Raw genomic sequence first — 20697 nt, 5'->3', positions numbered from 1 at the left:
TCATTCTTGATTACTCGTCTAATACACGTTTTGAAGGATTTTTAAACATGGGAACTTACAAAAGGACAATAGAAATGATGCCAGCAGCTAAGTTCGGCAGGCCGAAAGCAAACAACATGTATGCATATCGATTGCGGTTCTTGCGATCTTTTTTCGTTTCAGTGAGATAATTCGCCCGGAGCTGCATCCCGTTTACAAATGCTCCTAGAAGAAGACCGCTGAGGAGCATGGATCCTAGTCCGACTGTACCACCGATTTTATATAGAAGTGTCCAATCACCCGACGTGAAGGTGACGACAATCAATATGAGCAAAAAGATCAAACCTGCAATAAACGCTTTCTTCATTCATGCCCCGCCTTTCATCCAAATAACCAATAGTAGAGTGCAACCAGCATGCCGATCGCAAGTACGATGATGGCTCCGCCTGTCCGGTAAAGCAACTCGAACCACTTATCGGTTTTGTACCGTTTCTTTGATTTAATGGGATCGTATTCTTCATATTCAGTACTTGGTTCTTGTCCGTTTCTTTTTAACAAAGGTGACCCTCCAAACAACTACAAAAACTCTCCTTCTTACTTATTATCCACCTGCTCTTCCAATTCCTTCTCAATTTCCTCATTTGATACACGCCCCTGGCTTTCTTCATCTAGATTGAAATGCTGCAAAAGCGTGTTCAACTTATGATTCATGACGGCAAGGCTGAAGATCACATATAAAATGATGAGTACTTGGACACTAATCAACACAAAACCCATAACGTTCTCCATGTTATAGCCTCCCTCAATTCCGTTTCTTATATCAATGAAAAAAGCTGTTTGGAACATGTTATGAACCAAACAGCTGTTTTACTTCTACTTTTTCATATTTAATCACTCTGAAACGTGGCTTTCACGCCACCGACACCGATTCCTACATAACCTAGCAGGATCGTGAACAGAGGTGAAAGGAACAGGAAGAAGACGTATGGCATATACTCGAGGACGCTGATTTCAAGGGTCGAAGCGAAGAACGCCCCGCTCACTCCCCACGGGATCAACGGATTCACAAGTGTCCCAGCATCTTCTAATGTTCTGGACAGATTCCGTGAATCGATCTGTTGCTCTTCAAAATGAGGCTTGAAGGTTTGCCCAGGTATCAAAATGGACAAGTATTGTTCACCCGTCAACACGTTGACACCGATGGACGATAAGGCCGTCGTGGCAATCGTATTCCCTCGATTGCGGATTTTCGTTTTCATCAAATTGACGAAGGACTCAAGCATCCCTAACCCTCTCACCAGTCCACCGAGGGCAAGTGCAATCCATATGAGTGAGATCGACCACATCATCGACTGGATTCCACCTCGATTGACGATTTTATCAACTGTCGCTTCGCCTGTCTCCAGTTCGAATCCGTTTTGCAGCATGTTAAAAATCACACTGATCGAGCCTTGCCCCTGAATCAGCCATACGGTCAGGATTCCGGTGATGACACCGATGATCAAAGCCGGAATCGTCGGGAATCGAACGAGTGCAAGGATGATGACGACGAGCGGAGATATTAAAGTCCACACACTGATATTGAACGAGTTCTGAAGTTGTTTTTGTACCGGTTCGATGGATGCGAGCGTTTGAGCTCCTTCCCCACCACTTCCGATCACGAGGAAAATGATGATCGTGATGAGGAGTGCGGGTACCGTCGTCCACATCAAGTGCTTGATATGATCGAACAAAGCTACACCGGCAACGGCTGGCGCAAAGTTCGTCGTGTCCGATAAAGGAGACATCTTATCTCCGAAACATGCTCCGCTGATGATTGCACCCGCTGCCAGACCCGGATGAATTCCCAGGCTCATCGCGAGTCCCATGAGCGCGACACCTACCGTCCCGATCGTTGTAAACGAACTTCCCGTGAAGGTCGAAACGATGATCGTCACAAGTAACGCACTTAAAGTAAACCAGCTCGGATCGATCACATTTGTTCCATAGAATAGCATCGTCGGAACCGTCCCACTCATCATCCACGTACCGATCAACATGCCGATAATCATCAAGATAAGTACGGGTTTGATTCCGATCGTGATTCCTTCAATCAGTCCTTTTTCCATCTGGTCCCATTTGTATCCGAACGCTTTTGCGAGAATCGCAATACCCACAAGGGACACGAGCAATGGAATGTGCGGTTCGGTTTTTAATATCAACATGGAAAATAAGATGATGCCCATCAATAATACGAATGATAATAACGCAAACGTCTGCTGCTTCTTTGCTGTCATAATGAATACCCTGCCTTTTCAACACTTTTAGTATCTATGAATGAATTCCTTTTTAAACGTAAAAAAACTGTCAACGACATGTACAGGGGCGATTCGAATCGCGGTACCACCCTGCTTGATGTGTTCAACAGCATCTTCTCGTTCATGATAAAGGTATGAAACCTATAAGCTCCACGGCTGTAATTTCGTTCCGTTCCTTCCTTAGCTCTCACCACCCGCTAAGTCTCTGATGTTTGAAGGAGTGAACTACTGCGGTCCGCTTCAACACTTTTATGCTTTTGTGCGTTTAAGTAATAATGTGGTTCTACTATAAAATGAAATGACGGATTCGTCAAGAAAAAAAACTGACACACATGGATGTCAGTTTCTCAGTTTCGTATAGTCTTCAGGCTTATTGATGTTTTTGAAGGGTTCGATGGAAGAGTATTGAATGTAGGCACAGTTTGTATTTTGAAGTAAATCTGTCAGTCTCCGCTCACCTGCGTCCAACAGTGTGGGAATTTCCTCTTTCGTAGCGTATGAATAGATCGCCGCCAACGGTTGAAGCTTTTCGTCGACGGTCGGAATCACACTGCAATCTGGAGGAAGCATCGTTTTTACAGCATATAGTTGTTGAAAAATTTCCGTTTCCATGACAGGCATATCACACGCGAGCACGAAGTAATCGTGGCCTGGGATGGTCATCATACCCGTGTAAATGCCTGCAAGAGGACCTTGTCCCTGGTATTTTTGTAAGTCGGTAACCACTGTAATCGGTGTCTTGATCCTACCTTTGATTGTGGGATGCGCGACGAGCACCATTTCGTCGACCACCGGTTGCAGGACCTGGATCGCTTTTTCGTAAAAATAAAGCCCATCGATTCGTTCCAGCGCTTTCGGAGTGCCATACCGGCGGGATTCTCCACCAGCGAGGATGATGCCCACTTTCTTATGAGTGGTCATTTCTGAACCCTTTCGTTTGGTGAACCCGGTCCGGGAAAATGAGAAAATCGACAGGCTGATCGAACGACTCACGAGGAATCTCGTCATGAAGCTGAACGCTGTGGAGGAGCGAGACCGTCGTCCCAGTGAAACGATCCAGATATCGATCGTAAAAACCGCCACCGAATCCAACGCGGTATCCGCTTTTATCGAATAAGAGCCCTGGCACGATCAGCAAGCCCATCTCGTTTGGCTCGATTTGGGTTGTTTTTTCCACGATCGGTTCCCTTAAACCAAAATAGACGACTTCGAGCTGATCGAAGGATTCGAGCTTTCGGAAGTCCATCGAGTAATCCTTTGCATGGCATTTTGGAACGGCAACCGTCTTGCCTTCCGACCACGCTTTTTCAATGATCGGGTATGTATCGATCTCATTCCCTCGCGATACCGTCACCCCAATAGTGGCGGCTTGTTTCCACTGATCCGTTGCGAATAATTGCTGCCTGATCTGTTCCGTTTCATTGGCGCGGACATCTGGCGTCAGTTCCGACAGCCGCTTTTGCATGTCCTTGCGTAACGCTTTTTTCCGTTCTTTCATCCGTATCACCTACCTAGCACCAATTTTAACATAATGCTTGTCAGTATGATGGGTTCGAGCTATGCTATTGTAAAAAGATGGAATGGAGTTGATGCTTATTGATTATGAAAGAGAGAGGAGTGCCGGAGGAGTTGAGAATCCTGCGCGCACTGAACAACCGCAAGTCCTTCTCCGATCAAGAGCAGACCAAGTACTTCAACGCGGAAAAAGGATATGAAGGTGAATGCAAATTCGACGATTGGCTCGCTCCACTATTGGATGGAAAGATTGTGTTGAATGATTTGTTGCTGGATTTTAACCAGACGATATTTCAGATTGATTCGTTGTTGCTTACCTCTGAGAAAATCATTCTTTTTGAAGTGAAAAATTTTGAAGGCGATTACTATGTTGAAGGAGATGGTTGGTACTCACTGAAAGGAAAAGAGATTAATAATCCACTGCATCAATTGCACCGGAACACCGTACTTTTGCGAGGACTCTTACGTATGATTGGACTGAAAATCCCCATTGAACCCCGTCTGATTTTCATGAACCCCGAATTTCAGCTATATCAGACCCCTCTTGATCCACCGATTATTTTTCCAAGCCAGTTGAACCGATTCAAAGCTGAGATGAAAAAAGAGCGTTCCTACGCAAATAATCGTATGACGAAAATAGCCCAACATCTATTGAAGCTGCACCTCGATAAAAACCCCAACGCTCGCCTGCCGCAATACAATTATGATGAGCTCCGGAAAGGGATTAGCTGTCCTAAATGTCAGCAGATGTATTCAGAATTAACTAAGACGACATTGGTATGCGATAAGTGTGATGGCGCAGAACCTTATGAACCTGCTGTATTAAAAGCTATAGAAGATTTTCAGCTTCTTTTTCCAGACAAAAAAATAACCACCAATGCGATATATGAGTGGTGTGGGATGGTAGTGTCAGTAAAGAAGATCCGTACTAGTTTAAATAGGAATTTCAATCAAATTAAGTTCGGACCATCAACTTACTATGAAAATAAGAAGTAGAATATTTTGTAATAATGCCGTTCTATTCAAGATAAGAGCAGATACTGTGTTTATCCTGCCCGAAACCAGCAACTTTCCCATTTTGGGGAAGGATAAAGCCTCTACCCTTACCGAAATCAGCAACTTTCCCATTTTGGGGAAGGATAGAGCCCCTACCCTTACCGAAATCAGCAGCTTTCCCATTTTGGGGAAGGATAGAGCCCCTACCCTTACCGAAATCAGCAGCTTTCCCATTTTGGGGAAGGATAGAGCCCCTACCCTTACCGAAATCAGCAGCTTTCTCATTTTGGGGAAGGATAGAGCCCCAATCCTGCATATTAAATACGAAACCCCACACAAAAAGAAAAAAACAGCAGGAATGCTCCTACTGTTTTACTTCGTTTCGCGGTGTAGTGTGTGACGCTTCAATCTTGGGCTGTATTTCTTAAGCTCCATACGATCTGGGTTAGTACGTTTGTTTTTAGAAGTGATGTAGTTACGGTCACCAGTTTCTGTGCAAGCTAATGTAACTTGTACGCGCATAATGTTTCCCTCCAAACTATCTACAATGTTTAAGCGTACGAAACGATCACCCAGCGGATGACCGATCGCTTAACTGTTAGTTTTTATAATCTTATCGTCAAAATGACACCTTTGTATGATATCAAATTTGACAAAAATAATCAAGATGCTTAATAGAGGGAAAATCATTAATTCTTCGCAGCGGCCAAAAACCCTACAACTGCTGGTATGTCTTGATTTTATTCTTGAACGATTCGCTCGTTTTACGCGCAAATTCCAAGTCCGGTGCCTGCGAGTAGATCGTGAATGTCGGATCTACGATATCTGGTAAAATGAGCGTCCATCCTCCGTTCGGGTGATAGACCTTGATGCCATCCACCAAATCGGTGATCTGATCGCGCGTCTCTTCCATCAGCTTTCTCATCACTCGTCCTTTGACCACTGTTGGACAGTCCACCTGGTCACGGATCAACTGGATATCCGGCAACAGCTTCAACAGTTGAGAGAGCGACTCTTTACGATTCGCCATCATATTCAAAATGGATACGAGCGCGAACATCGCATCGAACTGGACGTTCAAGACTGTTCCGCCGAATTTCATGATTGATCTTGCGTCTGCTTTCGTCCGGATCAACTTCCCGTCCAGAGAAGCAGCCAGCTGATCGAGTTCAGAGGAGCCATAGACCGGAATCGCGTACTCTTTTACATTCAACTCGCGCAATGAAAGGAGTACATACAGGGAAAGCATTTGATCGTCATTCAGCCAGTTGCCATTGTTCGTGAGCAGCTTCAGTTTTTCTCCTTTATCATCGATCCAGACACCCAAATGCGCACCTGATGCACGGACGATATTGATCATTTCTTGCGATGTCGTTTCCGATGGGACGGAGAATACCCGACAGTTCAATCGCTTCAACATTTTTGCGATGATCGATTCCTGGTTATCGAATTGGACATTCACGACCAGATGGAAATCACTCTCGTGAACAGAACGTGGATTAATCCTTTCAAACAAAGCTTCCAAGTAATAATCCTTATGTTCTCCTACTGGTATGTTCATGCCGATGCGATCGTATGGCGCGCGTCGGTAATCCTCTTGCCAGAACGCGTTCTCGATTTTCCGTTCAAAGTCTGATGAGACTGGATATCCCTCTTCATCCAAAAACTCGATGACGACTTTCATGCTGTTATCCACATCTTCCATCCGGATGAACACGCCACCGTCCCAACTCTCACGCTCGATCGTATATCGGAACATCGGGCTGAGTGTCGGTGATAAGTTGACGGTATGGATGCCTGCGGAATGAAGCCCTTGTTCGAACGCTTGTAAAATCAGGCTGGAGAACGGATGATAGTCGGATGCGATGCCGAGCTTCTTCCCTTGCATGATCGAAGCGCCGTAAGCCGAAGCGACACGCGCAGCGAAATCCGGTGTGATCTCCACGTTCGCAATCCCTTTTACGACATGGTTGCTGAACAAGGATTTCGTTGATTTTTTACCCCAGATCAGAGAGGTCTGAATGATTGAATTGTCGAGGATCCCTTTCTTCGGCCATACCTTCACTTCCGGCTTGATGGTCACTTTTTTACCGATTTGGACTTGGTTGCCGATGACGCTATGTTCAAATAAACTTGTTCCTTCATCAATAAACGTTCCGTTGGCAATCGTCGACCCTCGCAATTCCGAATTGTTTCCAACATATACGTCGTTCCATAAAATAGACCGCTTGATGGAAGACCCAGATGACACTTCACTATGCGAGCCGATGACGGAATAAGGATAGAGCTTCGCATGCTGACGGACTGTCGTTCCACTACCGATGTACGCTGGCGTATTGACGACCGCATGCTGTTCGATGACGACATTTTCACCTACACGCAATCCTGGCATGATCTCTTTTCCTGGCAATGGCAGATTGATCAATCCGTCCAAAAAGTCCTCATGACTCTTACGATATTGCACAAGGTTCCCGATATCGGACCAATAGCCTTCCGCCGCATATCCAAACAAAGGCTTGCGCTCACCCATCAAGATCGGGAACAAATCCTTGCTGAAGTCGGTCGGGACACCTTCCTCCAGGTAATCGAACACTTCCGGCTCCAGCACATAAATGCCGGTGTTCACGGTATCGCTGAACACTTCATTCCAGCTTGGCTTTTCGAAGAATCGGATGATCCGATCGTCTTTATCAGTCATAATAACGCCGTATTCCAAAGGGTTTTCCACTTGTTTCATGAAAATGGTCACGAGAGCTTCTTTCTCAACATGAAAGTCGATGCCATCCTGCAGATTGAAGTCTGTCAATGCATCTCCGCTAATGACGATGAACCGCTCATCCAGGAATTCCTCTGCATTTTTGATACTTCCTGCTGTACCCAGTGGTGAGGTCTCCTCGTAATAAACCAGCTCAACGCCGAATCGCGATCCATCTCCGAAATATTGTTTGATGTGCTCTGGCAAATATTGAACGGTTACTGCAATTTCCGTAATGCCATAGCTTTTCAACAACTCGATCGCATATTCCATTACCGGTTTTTCAAGAATTGGGACCATCGGCTTTGGTAAATTACATGTAAGAGGACGTAACCTTGTTCCTTTACCGCCTGCCATTATGACTGCTTTCACCTTACTTCACTCCTACCGTCTTCGGTTTTTTAACAGCGCCTGACAACACTTCCGTCGTTTTCACAGCAATTTCAGTCCAGTTGTATTTCGTATCTACGTCTTCACAAGCAGCTTGCACCAATTGATCTCCTAATTCCCGGTCATTGTAGAGTGCCACAATCTGATCCCGGATGCTTTCCGCATTCCCAGGGAATACCTTCAAGCCGTTTTTACCATGCTGTACGATGTCTCCCAAACCGCCCGTATCACTTACGATGATCGGTGTCTGAGAAGCCATGCCCTCGAGTGCGACGATTCCGAACGGTTCATATGAACTTGGAAAAATCAATGCGTCGGATTGTCGTAAAAACTGGTTGCGTTCCTCGTCGGATACAAAGCCAACAAAATAGACTTTGTCGTTCAATTGATACGCTCGCACCTTCCTTCGATAGTCTTCTAAAAGAGGACCTTTACCTGCGATGATGAATCGGATGTCCGGATAATCATTCCGTAGCAAGCTAGCAGCCTCTATCAAATGCTGGAACCCTTTTTCAGGAACAACTCGCCCTAAGGAAAAGACATAAAAATCGTCTGGATTTCCGAAATTACGCTTCCAGTCTGCATTCCCTCCAATCTCAGGAACCAACAACGGATCGACTCCATTTGGCAGGATGGTGATTTTATCAGCTGGAACTTCAAACACATCTTTCAATTCTTGTTTCATATACGCACTGCAAACAATGATATGCGCCGCTTCATACATTAATTCCCACTCTTTATGATGGATCGCTGCTTGCATATCATCGTGGATTCCGTTGTTCCGCCCATGTTCTGTAGCATGGATCGTTACATAGAGCGGTAGGTTCAGATGATGTTTCAGCCCTTTCGCTGCGACACTGACAATCCAGTCATGTGCATGGATACAATCAAATGAGATTTTTGATCCTAACTGACGTCCGAGGTTCGCCATTGCTAGATTCAGACTTCCTGCCCAATGATAAAAATCATCGTGGTGCGGTTGTGTTCCTCTAACCCGATACACATGAACCCCTTGATTGATTTCATACTCTGGATATCCATCAACAGCACATGTAACGACGTATACATGATGTCCTTGTTCCACTAGCGCTTTGGACAAATCAAACACATGACGGGAAAGCCCTCCAACGACCATCGGTGGAAATTCCCAGGAAAGCATCAGTATGTTCAAACCATCCCGTTTTTCCTGATAAATAGGATTGGACATAACATACGCATCATGGTCAGAGGACAGGTTCATCGGTTCAAGCCAGTTCATAAAACCGAATCGTTCTTCTATAGGCTTAAGACGGTCGTATTCCAAACTCGAATCTTTCAATATGTCTTTAAGTTCATAGAATGCCTGGATATGTTCTTTCGTCCGAGATGCTGCGTATTCAGAAGCGGTTTCGTGATCCATGATGAATGCCCAGTCACTGCTCGTCGCAAGCAACCATTCTCGTGTCATCTGGGTCAAAACCTTTTCATTAAAAGCATCCGACACATCTACTACGGAAAACTGTTTGATGAGCTCGGTCTCCATTGCGTGTAAATGACGGTAGATCCATTCATTAGCCTCATTCACCCAGACTTCACCGTAGTTGTTTCGACCCCATGTAGAAAAACATGCATGATGGGTTGAGAGTTCTTCATGATGACGCTTGATGAATTCAGCCGATGTAATCCACTCGATGTTTTCTTGAGAACCGTAAGCTTGCAGTCTCTCAATCCACTCAGGCCCTTCAAACCACCAATGTCCGAACAGCTCTGCATCAAAGGATGTAAGTGAGAGAACAGAACGACCACTCGCTCCGGCAACTGTAAAACTTCCACGGATACTGCTGACGAAATCCTGAGCGTGCTGCTCAACCTTCCCCATTGCCCAATCCCGTTTGTAGAAATCCTTAGCATCCGTTTTTCCTGTTATTCGATGATATTTCAAGCCAGTGTCGATACGGATCCCATCTGGGTGGATATAGGGAAGAATGTATGCATGATCCCGGTCGTACCCGACATCCCGATAAAATTCACGGTAATCAAAGTCCCCTGGATAACCGATCTTCGAATCCCAAACCTTCTTAGATAGATCCATTCTCCTTGGAAAAAGGACGATTCCATGTGGTGAGTAAACGGGTGCATGAATGTCGTCCGGTTTCGGTTCGAGTGTTCGCACCGTTTCCTCATCAACGAAGGTATATCGTACGCCTTCTTCGTAAAGAATCTTATCCAGACCAGGTGTGAAAGCACATTCCGGTAACCACATGCCATCAGGTTTAAAACCAAAATGATGTTCGAAGCATTGAAGCCCGTATACGATTTGAGCTCGAACGCCTTGTTCCGTCTGGATAAAAGGTAGAAAAGCGTGAGTCGCAGTAGACGTCATACATTCCACTTTTTCTTCTTGTACGTAATAGCGAAAAGCTGAAATTAAATTGCAATTCCATTCCATGAATGTCTGCTTGATTTTTTTAAATCGATCATCATAAAACTGGATGACGTTCAACTCTTCTTCATCTGCTTCTTTTAAAACCTGTTCTTTTTCCAACAATTCTATCGTGCGGTCCAAATATTGAAGATAGCGTTCCTGGAATAGTTCACTCGAGAGCATTTCCAGGACAGGAGGTGAAATGGATAATGTGTAGCGCGTATCCGATGTACTCTTTTCAAAACCCCAAATGAGTGGGATATAGGTTTCCGTTACGGCTTCGTACAGCCAACGTTCCTCTAATCGATTTGGTTCTTCATGCAGGACATATGGGAGATGGGCATGTAGGACGAATGAGAAATAAGGTGTCATCGTATGTCCTCCTTTCATTTCAACAACCGATAGACTGAATAGGTCGAGAAGTGTTCGTTCCATTCCGGAGATGCTAGTTCTCCAGACTGCCATCTCTTCACAGGTTCGTCATGTCTTCCCTGGCTTGGCCCACATCTCGGCGTTTCGATTGGATTTGAACGGACGATTGTAAAGAAGTCACAATGCTCAGATCCGACTCCAACATCCACGATATATGTACGGTTTTCCTCTAAGTTTCGGATGAACCAGTTATTGGTCATTTCCGGAAGCAGAATGTCGAAGAACCGATGGCTGTTATGGCCATTGAATTGAAGGTCACTGACATCATAGACCCGAAGCTTCTTCATCAGCTCTGTCCATGGTTTTGTAAACTGGTGAGAAATCATGTGTTGCGTGGTGGATTGGATATCCCAATAAGCATAAATGCTATATGGATTCTGTGGCAGCGCGACAATTCGATCCAACTCATAAGCCGTTGGAATCTCTCGAGAAATTCGATAGACTTGCTTCTGCACAGATCTCTTCTCTTCAATCATTCTTTCTTTTCTTAGTCGGTATTGGATTTTACCCACGGATAAATCCAATTCATTTGCGATTTCCTTCAGTGTAAGTCCACGCTCTTTTAACGCGATGATTTCTTCGATCATTGTGACCTCCTATAGCAATGATTAGTATGTATTTTTCAACATCGTATCACCCGTCATATAGAGCTTCAATAAACGTAATTTGTAGAACTTTGCGGTCGTCAAGAACCGCAATATATCAGGGGTTTTATTTTATTTTTGTAAACGCAATCATGACAGTTTACGCGTAATTTTTTGCCTATTACTTGCAATGGGGGTAGAAATTTGTAAATATCGGCAAATCTTGTCGAAAATGAATAGGAATTATGATGGAGATTTGTCAAAACCTCTACCCTGTCGACAAACTCTATGATATAAATGAATAGGAAAACCTTTAAAGGAGGAGCATTTCATGGAATTCACCATCATAACTTTACTTGTCGCAGGGATCGCATTGATCGTTCTCTCTTTCTTCAAGCAAAATAAAACTCAACAAATTGAAACGCAATTAGAGAATGTTTCTATACAGTTGATGAAAGAACTTTATCAGATCAATAAGAAAATTAAAGTTCTTGAAGAAGAACTGATGATTACAGATAGAAAAGAGATTCGATAAAGGGGTTATCAACATGTTCAATAGTGGGTTAAGAGGTTTTGGAGCTGGCCTGATCGTGGCTGCAGGTATCCTGGCCCTCGTACACTACCAGGGATCAGACAACCAGGAAGTGAAGGCAGAAGGATCTGAGAGCATTACATATGAAGAGGTAAAAACATATTTGAAGAACGAAGGCCTTGTAGCTGTTGAGGAAGCGCAGTTTGAACAATTACAAGCAGCACAAACCGGCGAGAAAAAGCCATCTGAAGATACAAAAGAAAAATCTGAAGAAGAGGCTAAGGAAGAACAAGTTCATTCCACAACTCTTGTCATCCAAAAAGGGACTTCTACTGGGGAAGTTACGAATTTCCTTGAAAATCAAAAAATCATCAAAAGCAGTGATGAGTTATTGAATTATCTTCGATCCAATAACATGGAGTCAAAAGTTCGCTTTGGAAATTATGAAGTGAACAGCAACATGTCCATCGCAGAAATTGCAAAAACCATCACATCTCCATAACGGTTTATTGGAAAAAGAGCTGAAGTTCAGCTCTTTTTTTAATTCATCTACAAATAAGAGGCTGACATCTGTCAGCCTCTTCCTTCATCTATTCGTTTAAGTCGTAGTGCTTTCCTTTAACAAGATATACGATATTTTCTCCGATGTTTGTAGCATGGTCAGCTGCACGCTCAATGTAACGGCAGATGAAGCTTAATTGAATGACTTGGTTCGTGGAGTCTGGATAGTCTTTCATTTTACCAAGTAATTCTTGGATCAATTCTCCATATTTCTCATCCACGTAATCGTCTCGGTCTGCCATCTTCTTCGCAAGGATGATGTCTTCGTCATTATACGCTTGGATTGCTTCTGCAAGCATTGTTTTTGCCATTTCCGCTAGCTCTGGGATGTCTACCAATTCCTTGATCAATGGTTCTTTTCCAATGCGAATGACGGACTTCGCAATGTTAACAGCAAAGTCGGCAATCCGTTCTACATCAGAAGAGATTTTGATTGCAACGATGATGCGACGCAGGTCACTCGCAACTGGAGCTTGCTTCGCAATAAGAAGAATCGCTTTGTCATTGATTTCTTCTTCTAAAGCGTTGATACGGTTATCGTTCTCGATAATGCGTAACGCTTTGTCGATATCCTGGTTTTTCAAAGAATCGATTGCTTCATCCAATGCAGCTTCCGCTAAACCGCCAAGCTGTACCAATAAGTCTCTCAGTTCATCAAGTTGGGTTTGAAAACTTTCTCTTACAACCATGTTATGCACTCCCCTTAACCGAATCGTCCAGTGATATAATCCTCAGTTCTCTTATCCTCAGGATTTGAAAAGAGTTCATTTGTATCTGAGAACTCGACAACTTCTCCATTCAAGAAGAATGCTGTCTTGTCAGAGATACGTGCTGCTTGTTGCATGTTGTGTGTAACGATAATAATACTGTAATCTTTTTTCAGCTCTTGTACAAGCTCTTCTACCTTCAATGTTGAAATCGGGTCAAGAGCTGACGTAGGCTCGTCCATCAAGATGACATCTGGCTCGATTGCAAGACAACGTGCGATACAAATTCTTTGCTGCTGTCCACCAGATAGTCCATAGGCGTTTTCGTTCAAACGGTCTTTGACTTCATCCCAGATCGCAGCTCCACGTAAACTCTTCTCAACAATTTGATCAAGTACTTTTTTGTTTTTGATACCGTGAATACGTGGACCGTAAGCGATATTGTCATAAATGGACTTCGGAAACGGATTCGGCTTCTGGAAGACCATACCTACTTGTGTACGTAGCTCTTCAACTTTGTATCTTGGGTCGAAAATCCGCTTATCACGGTATTGGATGGAGCCAGAAACTTTAACGATCGGCACCATTTCAACCATACGGTTCAACGTCTTGATGAATGTTGATTTACCACAACCGGAAGGACCGATGATCGCAGTTACTTGGTTTTCAGGAATTTGTAGGTTGATATCCTTCAATGCATGATCTTCACCATACCAAAGGTTGAGATCTTTCGTTTCAAAAACTGTATTATTTGATGTGATTGTTGTATCTTTCTCTTTAGCAACCTCAGTGAATTTTTTATCTTTACCAGTCATAGTGGACATGGACATATCCCTCCAAAATTATAATCTCTTCTGAAACTTGTTACGGATGATGACTGCAATAGAGTTCATAGCAAACAGTAGCAATAATAGGATGACGATTGCAGCTGCTGCTAAGTTTGCGTACTCATCAACTAACGCAGAATCAATTGTCCAGTAGTAAATTTGCAAAGGCATAACTGTGAACTTATCAAAAATGTTATCAGGAAAAGGAATGATCAAAGCTGGGATACCAAGCACGACTAGAGGTGCCGTTTCACCGATTGCACGGGAAAGTGCTAAGATCGATCCTGTCAATATGCCGGGTAATGATGCAGGCATAACGACATTTTTAACAGTCTGCCATTTTGTAGCACCCATACCATATGAAGCTTCTCTCAAATACTGAGGTACTGCACGGATGGCCTCTTGACTTGCTACAACCACGATTGGGAGTACCAAGAGAGACATCGTCAGACCACCTGCTAAGATAATGTTTCCTAAATTCATTCCTTTGACAAAGACAGTAAGTCCTAAAAGACCGAATACAATAGACGGTACACCAGCAAGGTTTGAAATGTTCGTTTGAATCAACGATTGTAAACGATTCTTTTTCGCATACTCTTCAAGATATATTGCCGTACCTACACCTAGTATAAGGGTAACTGGCGCTACGACCAACATGAGCCAGAATGTACCGAGTAATGGCCCCATGACACCTGCATTTTCAGCCATCGTAGACAATTTTCCAGTGATGAATTGCCAATCAATCCATTCCACTCCTTGTGACAATACACGGTACATGAGTATGACCAACACAATGAGTCCGAATATCGTCGATAGGAAGAATATTGATTTTGCAAGTTTATTGATTAACAAGCGAGTTCCCATTCTGTTTTGAACTTGAGTAGAGTCAACGTGTTTCATAATTAATATTCCTCCCTGAATCTACGAGAAATATATTGTGCAAGCAGGTTCATGACCAATGTAAAGACGAACAGCGTCATCGCAACAGCATAAAGACTGTAATAAAGGGTAGAGCCTGCTGGTGCCTCACCACCAGTGACCTCAACGATATATGCCGTCATCGTCTGCATCGATTGAGTAATATCAAACGTGAAATTCTTTGAGCTTCCACTCGCAATCGTAACGATCATCGTTTCACCGATTGCACGGGAAATCGCAAGAACGAAGGAAGCGATAATTCCAGAGATAGATGCAGGAATTACTACACGCCATGTAGTTTCAAGTCTGGTTGCACCTAGTGCAAATGCACCTTGTCTCATTTCTGAAGGTACAGAACTCATAGCATCTTCAGAAAGTGATGCTACCATTGGAATAATCATGATCCCCATAACCAGTCCCGGACTTAGAATATTCGTCGGGTCAAGTCCTGGAATGAATGTTCTTAGGATCGGAGTTACAAATGTGTAGGCAAAGAAACCATACACAATTGTAGGAATTCCAGCAAGTACCTCTAATAGTGGTTTCAAAGTTCTTCTCACCTTGTCAGATGCATACTCACTCAAATAAACAGCTGTCATCAATCCAACAGGAATCGCAACGAACATGGCTATGATCGTGGATAAAATCGTTCCGGTCAAAAGTGGAAGCACTCCGAATTCTGCGTTCGCACCAAGTGGTTTCAGTTTCGTTCCCGTAAAGAAATCAAGAATTGGAACTTCCCTGAAGAACGCGATCGTTTCAACTGTCAATGTCGCCAAAATCCCTATTGTAGTAAGGATTGAAATGACTGCGATCGAGAGAAGAACCTTCGGAACCATTTTTTCCCACACTTGCCCTATATTCATTGATTGCTTATTCTTGTGGATCATGTCTCTTACATTTATATTTTTATCCACTTATATTTCTCCTTTCACCCATCACAGATACAATTTACAGAATTTTCAGGTTAGTAAGAAATAATCCTAAAAAAATCATAAGAAGATGAGAGGCCTCTATAGTCCCCTCACCTTCAAAGATTAGCAAACCTGCTCTAATCTTTTTTTCAAACTTTATTATTTTAAGCCTTTAAGATATTCAACAGCTTCGTTGTATTCTTCCTCAGGAAGTGGTGCGAAGCCTGACTCTTTGGCAGCATTCCCAGCATTCTCCATTGCATAGATTGCGAAATCCATCACTTGAGCTTTTTCCTTCGCCATCTTTTCGTTCAAGTAAGTGAATACAGGACGTGTAAATGGAGCGTATTCACCATCTTCCTTAATGGTTTCGATTGATGGCTCAACTGGTCCATTACCAAAGTCGATCTTCACAGCCTTAAGCTTGTCTTGGTTGTTTTCATAATAACCATAACCGAAATATGCAATTGCGTTCTTATCTTTTGAAACCATGTCTACAAGAGTAGAGTACTCTTGTTGAAGATTTACATCTCCTCTAAGCTCTTGTTCTTCAAGAATCGTTTCATAGAAGAATTCGTAAGTACCATGGTTTTCATTTGGTCCGTATGCTTTGATTTCTTCATCCGGAAAGTCTGAACGTACATCAGACCATTTTTTCTTGTTAGCACTTGCTAGGAAGATGTCAATGACTTCTTCTTGAGTTAATTCGTCGATCCAATCGTTTTCTTTGTTCACAACGATCGTGATTCCATCTAGAGCTAGTTTCAATTCTTTATAGTCAATTCCAAGTTCTTCAGCTTTTGCTTTTTCTTCTTCTTTAATTGTACGGGATGCATTGGAAAGATCCGTTCCGCCGCCTTCAGCTAGAAACTTTTTGAATCCAGCACTTGAACCAGCACGTCCAACTTCAACTGATACGTTTTCATTCTCGCCCATATAACTCTCAGCTAGCTTTGCCATCAACGGATATACTGTACCAGATCCATCAATTACGACACTACCTTCTGGTCCACCTTCAGAACCGTTGTCATTTCCACAAGCTGCAGCGAATACCATTAATGCCGCTAGCATGACAAAAAGCGTACTTCTCTTGAAAGCTTTCATCATGAAATCCCCCTAGATTTTTGTATTTGGGTATTTAGAAATAAATGAGAAAGGTTTCTCTCTATTCCTATAGGGCGAATTGCCCGCTCGCCCTTACAATGCCCATAATAACGATTTCTTATTAAGGATGTATAAATGGATTGTTAAGGTTTTGTAAAGATGGGTCGAATATTGAGGAAATTTGGGTATGTAAACATTGCACATAAGTTCCTTACCACGTTCATAGCTCTTTCAAACGAATAATCAAGAATATTTGCAAAATAAAAGTGTTAATCGAGAAATTCATAAAAAAATGCTCCCATATGGGAGCATTTCTAAAAAGTTTAATTTTGAATTTTGTCATCCTTCTTGTTCTGCATCTTTTTCCTCAGCAGGTTGGTTGAGGATGTCTTCTTTATGACCTTCTTTTTTGATTTCAAAATAGGCGTCCAAAATTTCACGGCCGATTTTATTATTGATGCCGCCTTCTTCAGCATAGGGACTGACAACCGCAAATGCTACCTCAGGATTATCATGAGGGGCATATCCGACTAATGTCAGGATATAAGAATCCCCATCGTACTGAGCAGTACCTGTTTTTCCAGCAGCAATGTACCCTTCGGTATTCTTGAAGTAAGAACTCGCCGTTCCGTCTTTTGTATTCATGACCATCCATAATCCTTTTTGCACGCGCTCGATCCATTCTTCCTTCATATCGATACGGTTGAGGATTTTCGGTTCATGGGTCATGATACTTTCACCAGGATTTTCTGAACGCGCACTCGGGTTTCTGATCTCTTTCATGAAATGAGGCTGCATTCTATATCCGCCATTTGCGATGGTTGAGATATACTGGACCATCTGCATCGGTGTATACGTATCAAACTGTCCGATGCCCATATCCATCAAGTTACCGAGTGCCTGGACTCCACCGTTGTAACCGTCATCCTCATATGGAAGGTCGATTCCGGTAGGCACACCAAGTCCAAATTGATTGAAATAATAACGCATCGTCTCATACGCTTTAGCAGGATTCTTGAACCCTCTTTTTTCATTATAGTCATAGCCTGCAATCAACATGGCGATACGGAACATGTAAACGTTGGAAGATTGCTGTAATGCCTCGATGTCACTGACGTAACCCATGTTTTTATATGATTTCTTGATTTTCGTACCTGGTAATTTCAGTGGCGTATCATATAGCACCGTGCCTGGATCGATCACACCCGTTTGATAACCAGTCAGGACTGTCGCTCCTTTAACCGTGGAACCCATCGGATATTGGTTATATACATTACCGAAAGGCACATCTTTGAACTTGCCATCTTCCAGTTGCTTACCAACCATGGAGTAGATCTCACCGGTCTTCGGGTTCATCATGACGACATAAGAGCTTTTCAACTGATTATTGGCTGCATATTTCCTTCTTGCTTCTACAATCTGCTTTTCAACAATCGCTTCTACGCGTTTCTGCAACTCCATGTCCACAGTAAGAACTAGGTCGTATCCCCGACTTCCGACATTCTCTTCAGGTTTCCCTACAGGGTTCCCTGATTTATCTGTTACATAGTTGATTTTCGTTTTCGTCCCTCTCAAGACAGACTCGTATTGCTCCTCAAGAAAACTTGTGCCGACTAGATCGTTTCGATCCCGTCCTTCCAGCACATAACCATTGATCAATTCACGAGGAATCTGTCCGACCTGTCCGAATATGGACTGCAAGGTTTCTCCATAAGGATACGAACGTTGGGCATCTGGTTTGATGTCGATCGTACCGTTAAATTCGTCCAGGTTTTCACTGATGACCGCAATTTCTTTTTGAGTTGCCCCTACTTTGATCCGTTGAGGCGTCAAGGCATACCCTCTGATCATCTCCCGCCAGATTGCAGCAATTTCTTCTTCCTCATTCGTGAGGTTGATTTCTGAGACCTTCAGCCTCTCGATGACAAGGCGATATTCTTCCTTATCATCCAACTCTTCCATCTCTTTCTCCGTCAACAGCTTTTCATACATTTCAGCTGCTTCGACTTTATAGGAAAGATAAAAATCCTTTCGGTCTCGCTCAGTAAGTGTTTCCGTATCAATCTCGATATACTTGGACAGCTTTGTCGCAATTTCGTATATTTCTTCTTGAGTTGTATTGTTTGTCCTCGTAAAGGTGATGGAGAATACAGGTTCATTATCAACGACCACCCGCCCATAGCGGTCAAACATTTTTCCACGTGGTGCATCCAATTTAGCTGTGATGTTTTCCGTACGCTCTGCTTCAGCCTTGAACGAATCACCGTGGACGATTTGGACGACCCCCAACCTTAATATGAGTATCGTGAACATGATGAAAACGACTACAAACAAGATATTCAAGCGAAATGGAACATGAGTTTTCTTCTTCTTGTACGCATCCATTTTTGTATGACTCCCCAATATGTAGAATAGACACCTTGTGTAAGGTGTCTGATATGTCTAAATCGCTTTTTTATTGTATCGCAACTCTATTTCAAAAAAAAGATATAGTTATACATTCGAGCCCTTTTCGTTCGAAAGTACGACTTGATTATCAGGGTCGGATTGGAAACTGATTTTCCTTATGCAGAAGTAGATGAGCGTATGTCCGACACCGATGATCGGTAACAGATAAGGAATGCTGGTCTTCTCATCAAAGAAGGTGATCGTGAGTATGAACAGTATAATAGAAGTTATTCTTCCATAATTTAGATACAATTCCCGAACGACGATATATTCGATTCGCATTTCACGTGCATTCCAGCTACGTCCGATAACATCGTATGTGAGAGAAACGTAAGGAACCAACAAAATCGGGTAGGCAATCGATATGATGACCCCATACGTAATGAGCTTTCCAAACGTAAGATCAAACAAAATCAAACTGAGGGCCGCGTAAAGGATGGATCCTCCGAGCAGGATCGCTTTTTTACGGTGTTTAGATTTGATGAACCTCGTCGCAACGTAATAGGCCAAGAATGACACAGCTGAGTTGATCAAACCGAAAGTACCCAAGGCCAACTCACTGTTCGTCGTAATGAAAACCCAGACGACAATGACGAAGATAAATGTTCCCTCTCTCAGCCCTTGAAAGAAATGTGCGTATAGGATGCGGTTCCAATTCGGATTCTTCTTCCTCTCCTTTATAATCCGAACAAATGAAAAGACGCCTTCAGCTGATCTTCTATTCAACATGAAGCTCGTAATGACAGCCGCAAAAAACAAGATCAACGAAATGGCGAAAATCGTTTTATATCCGATGAAAGCATCCATCCGGGTGATGATCCATCCTGCCAAAAATGGTCCAACCATCCCTGCAAATGAAGTCAATAATCCCAAGAATCCATTGAAAAAATCTCTTGTATCCGGTTCTGTAATTTCGAATGTAAGTACGTTGAAAGCAAGCCAATAAAACCCCATCCCGATCCCAAGCAACCCACCTAGAAGGATAAGGAAATGTTCTGCCCGGGCTCCTAACAATAAGACGGTTAAATAAAAGATCGAAAGGCTGATGACGCCGAGCCTCAAAACAATGACCCGGTCAATCCGTTTAGCTAACCGTCCTGCAATAATGAAGGTAATGGGTTGAAAAACGACAATGGACAAATTGTAAATCGCAATATCGATGAATTCACCAGATTGTTTCCATAGGAAAACATTCACGAATGTATTCGATAATGCGATACTGAGCGAGTATAGTCCCCCGATAATCAACAACATCAGAAGGTCTTTTGTTATTTCGATATCACCGATCATTTTTTGTAATGCTTTCATCACTTGTCTCCCCTTTACTCAACAAC

Annotated in this window: 20 protein-coding genes; 3 read left to right on the top strand and 17 right to left on the bottom strand. The window is 43.1% G+C overall.

What is annotated here, in order from left to right; translation table 11 throughout:
* Nucleotides 1-55: 55 nt before the first annotated feature.
* From ACXQIQ_RS00380 to ACXQIQ_RS00355, 6 genes are all read right to left on the bottom strand, one after another.
* A complete protein-coding gene (locus ACXQIQ_RS00380) occupies nucleotides 56-346 on the bottom strand; it encodes a DUF5316 family protein (protein ID WP_439300704.1) in 291 nt (96 codons plus the stop codon).
* A 14-nt stretch (nucleotides 347-360) separates the two neighbouring features.
* Nucleotides 361-537, bottom strand: a complete 177-nt coding sequence (locus ACXQIQ_RS00375) for a hypothetical protein (protein ID WP_439300705.1) — start codon at nucleotides 535-537, stop codon at nucleotides 361-363.
* Nucleotides 538-573: 36 nt separating this feature from the next.
* Nucleotides 574-768 carry a hypothetical protein gene (locus ACXQIQ_RS00370; protein WP_439300706.1) on the bottom strand — a complete coding sequence of 65 codons (195 nt, stop codon included), beginning with the start codon at nucleotides 766-768 and terminating at the stop codon, nucleotides 574-576.
* Between the two features lie 98 nt (nucleotides 769-866).
* The gene (nhaC, locus tag ACXQIQ_RS00365) at nucleotides 867-2255 is read right to left on the bottom strand and encodes a Na+/H+ antiporter NhaC (RefSeq protein WP_439300707.1); all 1389 of its coding nucleotides are present in this window, start codon (nucleotides 2253-2255) and stop codon (nucleotides 867-869) included.
* Between the two features lie 360 nt (nucleotides 2256-2615).
* Nucleotides 2616-3197, bottom strand: a complete 582-nt coding sequence (locus ACXQIQ_RS00360; RefSeq protein WP_439300708.1) for a molybdenum cofactor guanylyltransferase — start codon at nucleotides 3195-3197, stop codon at nucleotides 2616-2618.
* Nucleotides 3184-3774, bottom strand: coding sequence for a 5-formyltetrahydrofolate cyclo-ligase (locus tag ACXQIQ_RS00355; RefSeq protein ID WP_439300709.1), 591 nt, complete (start codon nucleotides 3772-3774; stop codon nucleotides 3184-3186). The genes ACXQIQ_RS00360 and ACXQIQ_RS00355 overlap by 14 nt, the downstream gene beginning before the upstream one ends.
* A 104-nt stretch (nucleotides 3775-3878) precedes the next feature.
* Here ACXQIQ_RS00355 and ACXQIQ_RS00350 point away from each other — a divergent pair, with 104 nt between their 5' ends.
* The gene (locus ACXQIQ_RS00350) at nucleotides 3879-4787 is read left to right on the top strand and encodes a nuclease-related domain-containing protein (protein ID WP_439301972.1); all 909 of its coding nucleotides are present in this window, start codon (nucleotides 3879-3881) and stop codon (nucleotides 4785-4787) included.
* 372 nt (nucleotides 4788-5159) lie between these two features.
* On the opposite strand, the gene rpmG is transcribed toward ACXQIQ_RS00350, so the two are convergent.
* From rpmG to ACXQIQ_RS00330, 4 genes are all read right to left on the bottom strand, one after another.
* Complete coding sequence (gene rpmG / locus ACXQIQ_RS00345) at nucleotides 5160-5309, bottom strand: 50S ribosomal protein L33 (protein ID WP_221565576.1); 150 nt, start codon at nucleotides 5307-5309, stop codon at nucleotides 5160-5162.
* 193 nt (nucleotides 5310-5502) lie between these two features.
* Entirely contained in the window at nucleotides 5503-7914 is a 2412-nt protein-coding gene (locus tag ACXQIQ_RS00340) for a sugar phosphate nucleotidyltransferase (protein WP_439300710.1), read from the bottom strand.
* Nucleotide 7915: 1 nt separating this feature from the next.
* On the bottom strand, nucleotides 7916-10708 hold the full coding sequence (locus tag ACXQIQ_RS00335) for a 1,4-alpha-glucan branching protein domain-containing protein (protein ID WP_439300711.1): 2793 nt from the start codon (nucleotides 10706-10708) through the stop codon (nucleotides 7916-7918).
* A gap of 14 nt (nucleotides 10709-10722) precedes the next feature.
* Entirely contained in the window at nucleotides 10723-11355 is a 633-nt protein-coding gene (locus ACXQIQ_RS00330) for a DUF4912 domain-containing protein (RefSeq protein ID WP_439300712.1), read from the bottom strand.
* A gap of 328 nt (nucleotides 11356-11683) precedes the next feature.
* Between ACXQIQ_RS00330 and ACXQIQ_RS00325 the strand changes: the two genes are divergently transcribed.
* Both ACXQIQ_RS00325 and ACXQIQ_RS00320 read left to right on the top strand, forming a co-directional pair.
* Nucleotides 11684-11887: a hypothetical protein gene (locus tag ACXQIQ_RS00325; protein WP_226546471.1), complete on the top strand. Its 204-nt coding sequence runs from the start codon at nucleotides 11684-11686 to the stop codon at nucleotides 11885-11887.
* A gap of 13 nt (nucleotides 11888-11900) precedes the next feature.
* Nucleotides 11901-12386, top strand: coding sequence for a hypothetical protein (locus tag ACXQIQ_RS00320; protein ID WP_439300713.1), 486 nt, complete (start codon nucleotides 11901-11903; stop codon nucleotides 12384-12386).
* 88 nt (nucleotides 12387-12474) lie between these two features.
* Here the strand turns inward: ACXQIQ_RS00320 and phoU are convergent, their stop codons facing one another.
* The 7 genes from phoU to ACXQIQ_RS00285 form a co-directional block, all read right to left on the bottom strand.
* A complete protein-coding gene (gene phoU, locus ACXQIQ_RS00315; RefSeq protein WP_439300714.1) occupies nucleotides 12475-13134 on the bottom strand; it encodes a phosphate signaling complex protein PhoU in 660 nt (219 codons plus the stop codon).
* Between the two features lie 14 nt (nucleotides 13135-13148).
* On the bottom strand, nucleotides 13149-13976 hold the full coding sequence (gene pstB, locus ACXQIQ_RS00310) for a phosphate ABC transporter ATP-binding protein PstB (RefSeq protein WP_439300715.1): 828 nt from the start codon (nucleotides 13974-13976) through the stop codon (nucleotides 13149-13151).
* An 18-nt stretch (nucleotides 13977-13994) separates the two neighbouring features.
* Complete coding sequence (pstA, locus tag ACXQIQ_RS00305) at nucleotides 13995-14879, bottom strand: phosphate ABC transporter permease PstA (RefSeq protein WP_226546475.1); 885 nt, start codon at nucleotides 14877-14879, stop codon at nucleotides 13995-13997.
* Nucleotides 14880-14881: 2 nt separating this feature from the next.
* Nucleotides 14882-15787: a phosphate ABC transporter permease subunit PstC gene (gene pstC / locus ACXQIQ_RS00300; protein WP_439301973.1), complete on the bottom strand. Its 906-nt coding sequence runs from the start codon at nucleotides 15785-15787 to the stop codon at nucleotides 14882-14884.
* Nucleotides 15788-15970: 183 nt separating this feature from the next.
* The gene (locus tag ACXQIQ_RS00295; RefSeq protein WP_439301974.1) at nucleotides 15971-16915 is read right to left on the bottom strand and encodes a PstS family phosphate ABC transporter substrate-binding protein; all 945 of its coding nucleotides are present in this window, start codon (nucleotides 16913-16915) and stop codon (nucleotides 15971-15973) included.
* 339 nt (nucleotides 16916-17254) lie between these two features.
* Nucleotides 17255-19300: a peptidoglycan D,D-transpeptidase FtsI family protein gene (locus ACXQIQ_RS00290; RefSeq protein WP_439300716.1), complete on the bottom strand. Its 2046-nt coding sequence runs from the start codon at nucleotides 19298-19300 to the stop codon at nucleotides 17255-17257.
* A gap of 108 nt (nucleotides 19301-19408) precedes the next feature.
* A complete protein-coding gene (locus tag ACXQIQ_RS00285; protein ID WP_439300717.1) occupies nucleotides 19409-20671 on the bottom strand; it encodes an MFS transporter in 1263 nt (420 codons plus the stop codon).
* Nucleotides 20672-20697: the final 26 nt, after the last annotated feature.

Source organism: Pseudalkalibacillus sp. Hm43 (genome assembly GCF_054170705.1).
The sequence above is the reverse complement of the archived record's forward strand: the minus strand, read 5'-3'. Positions and strand labels throughout refer to the sequence as shown.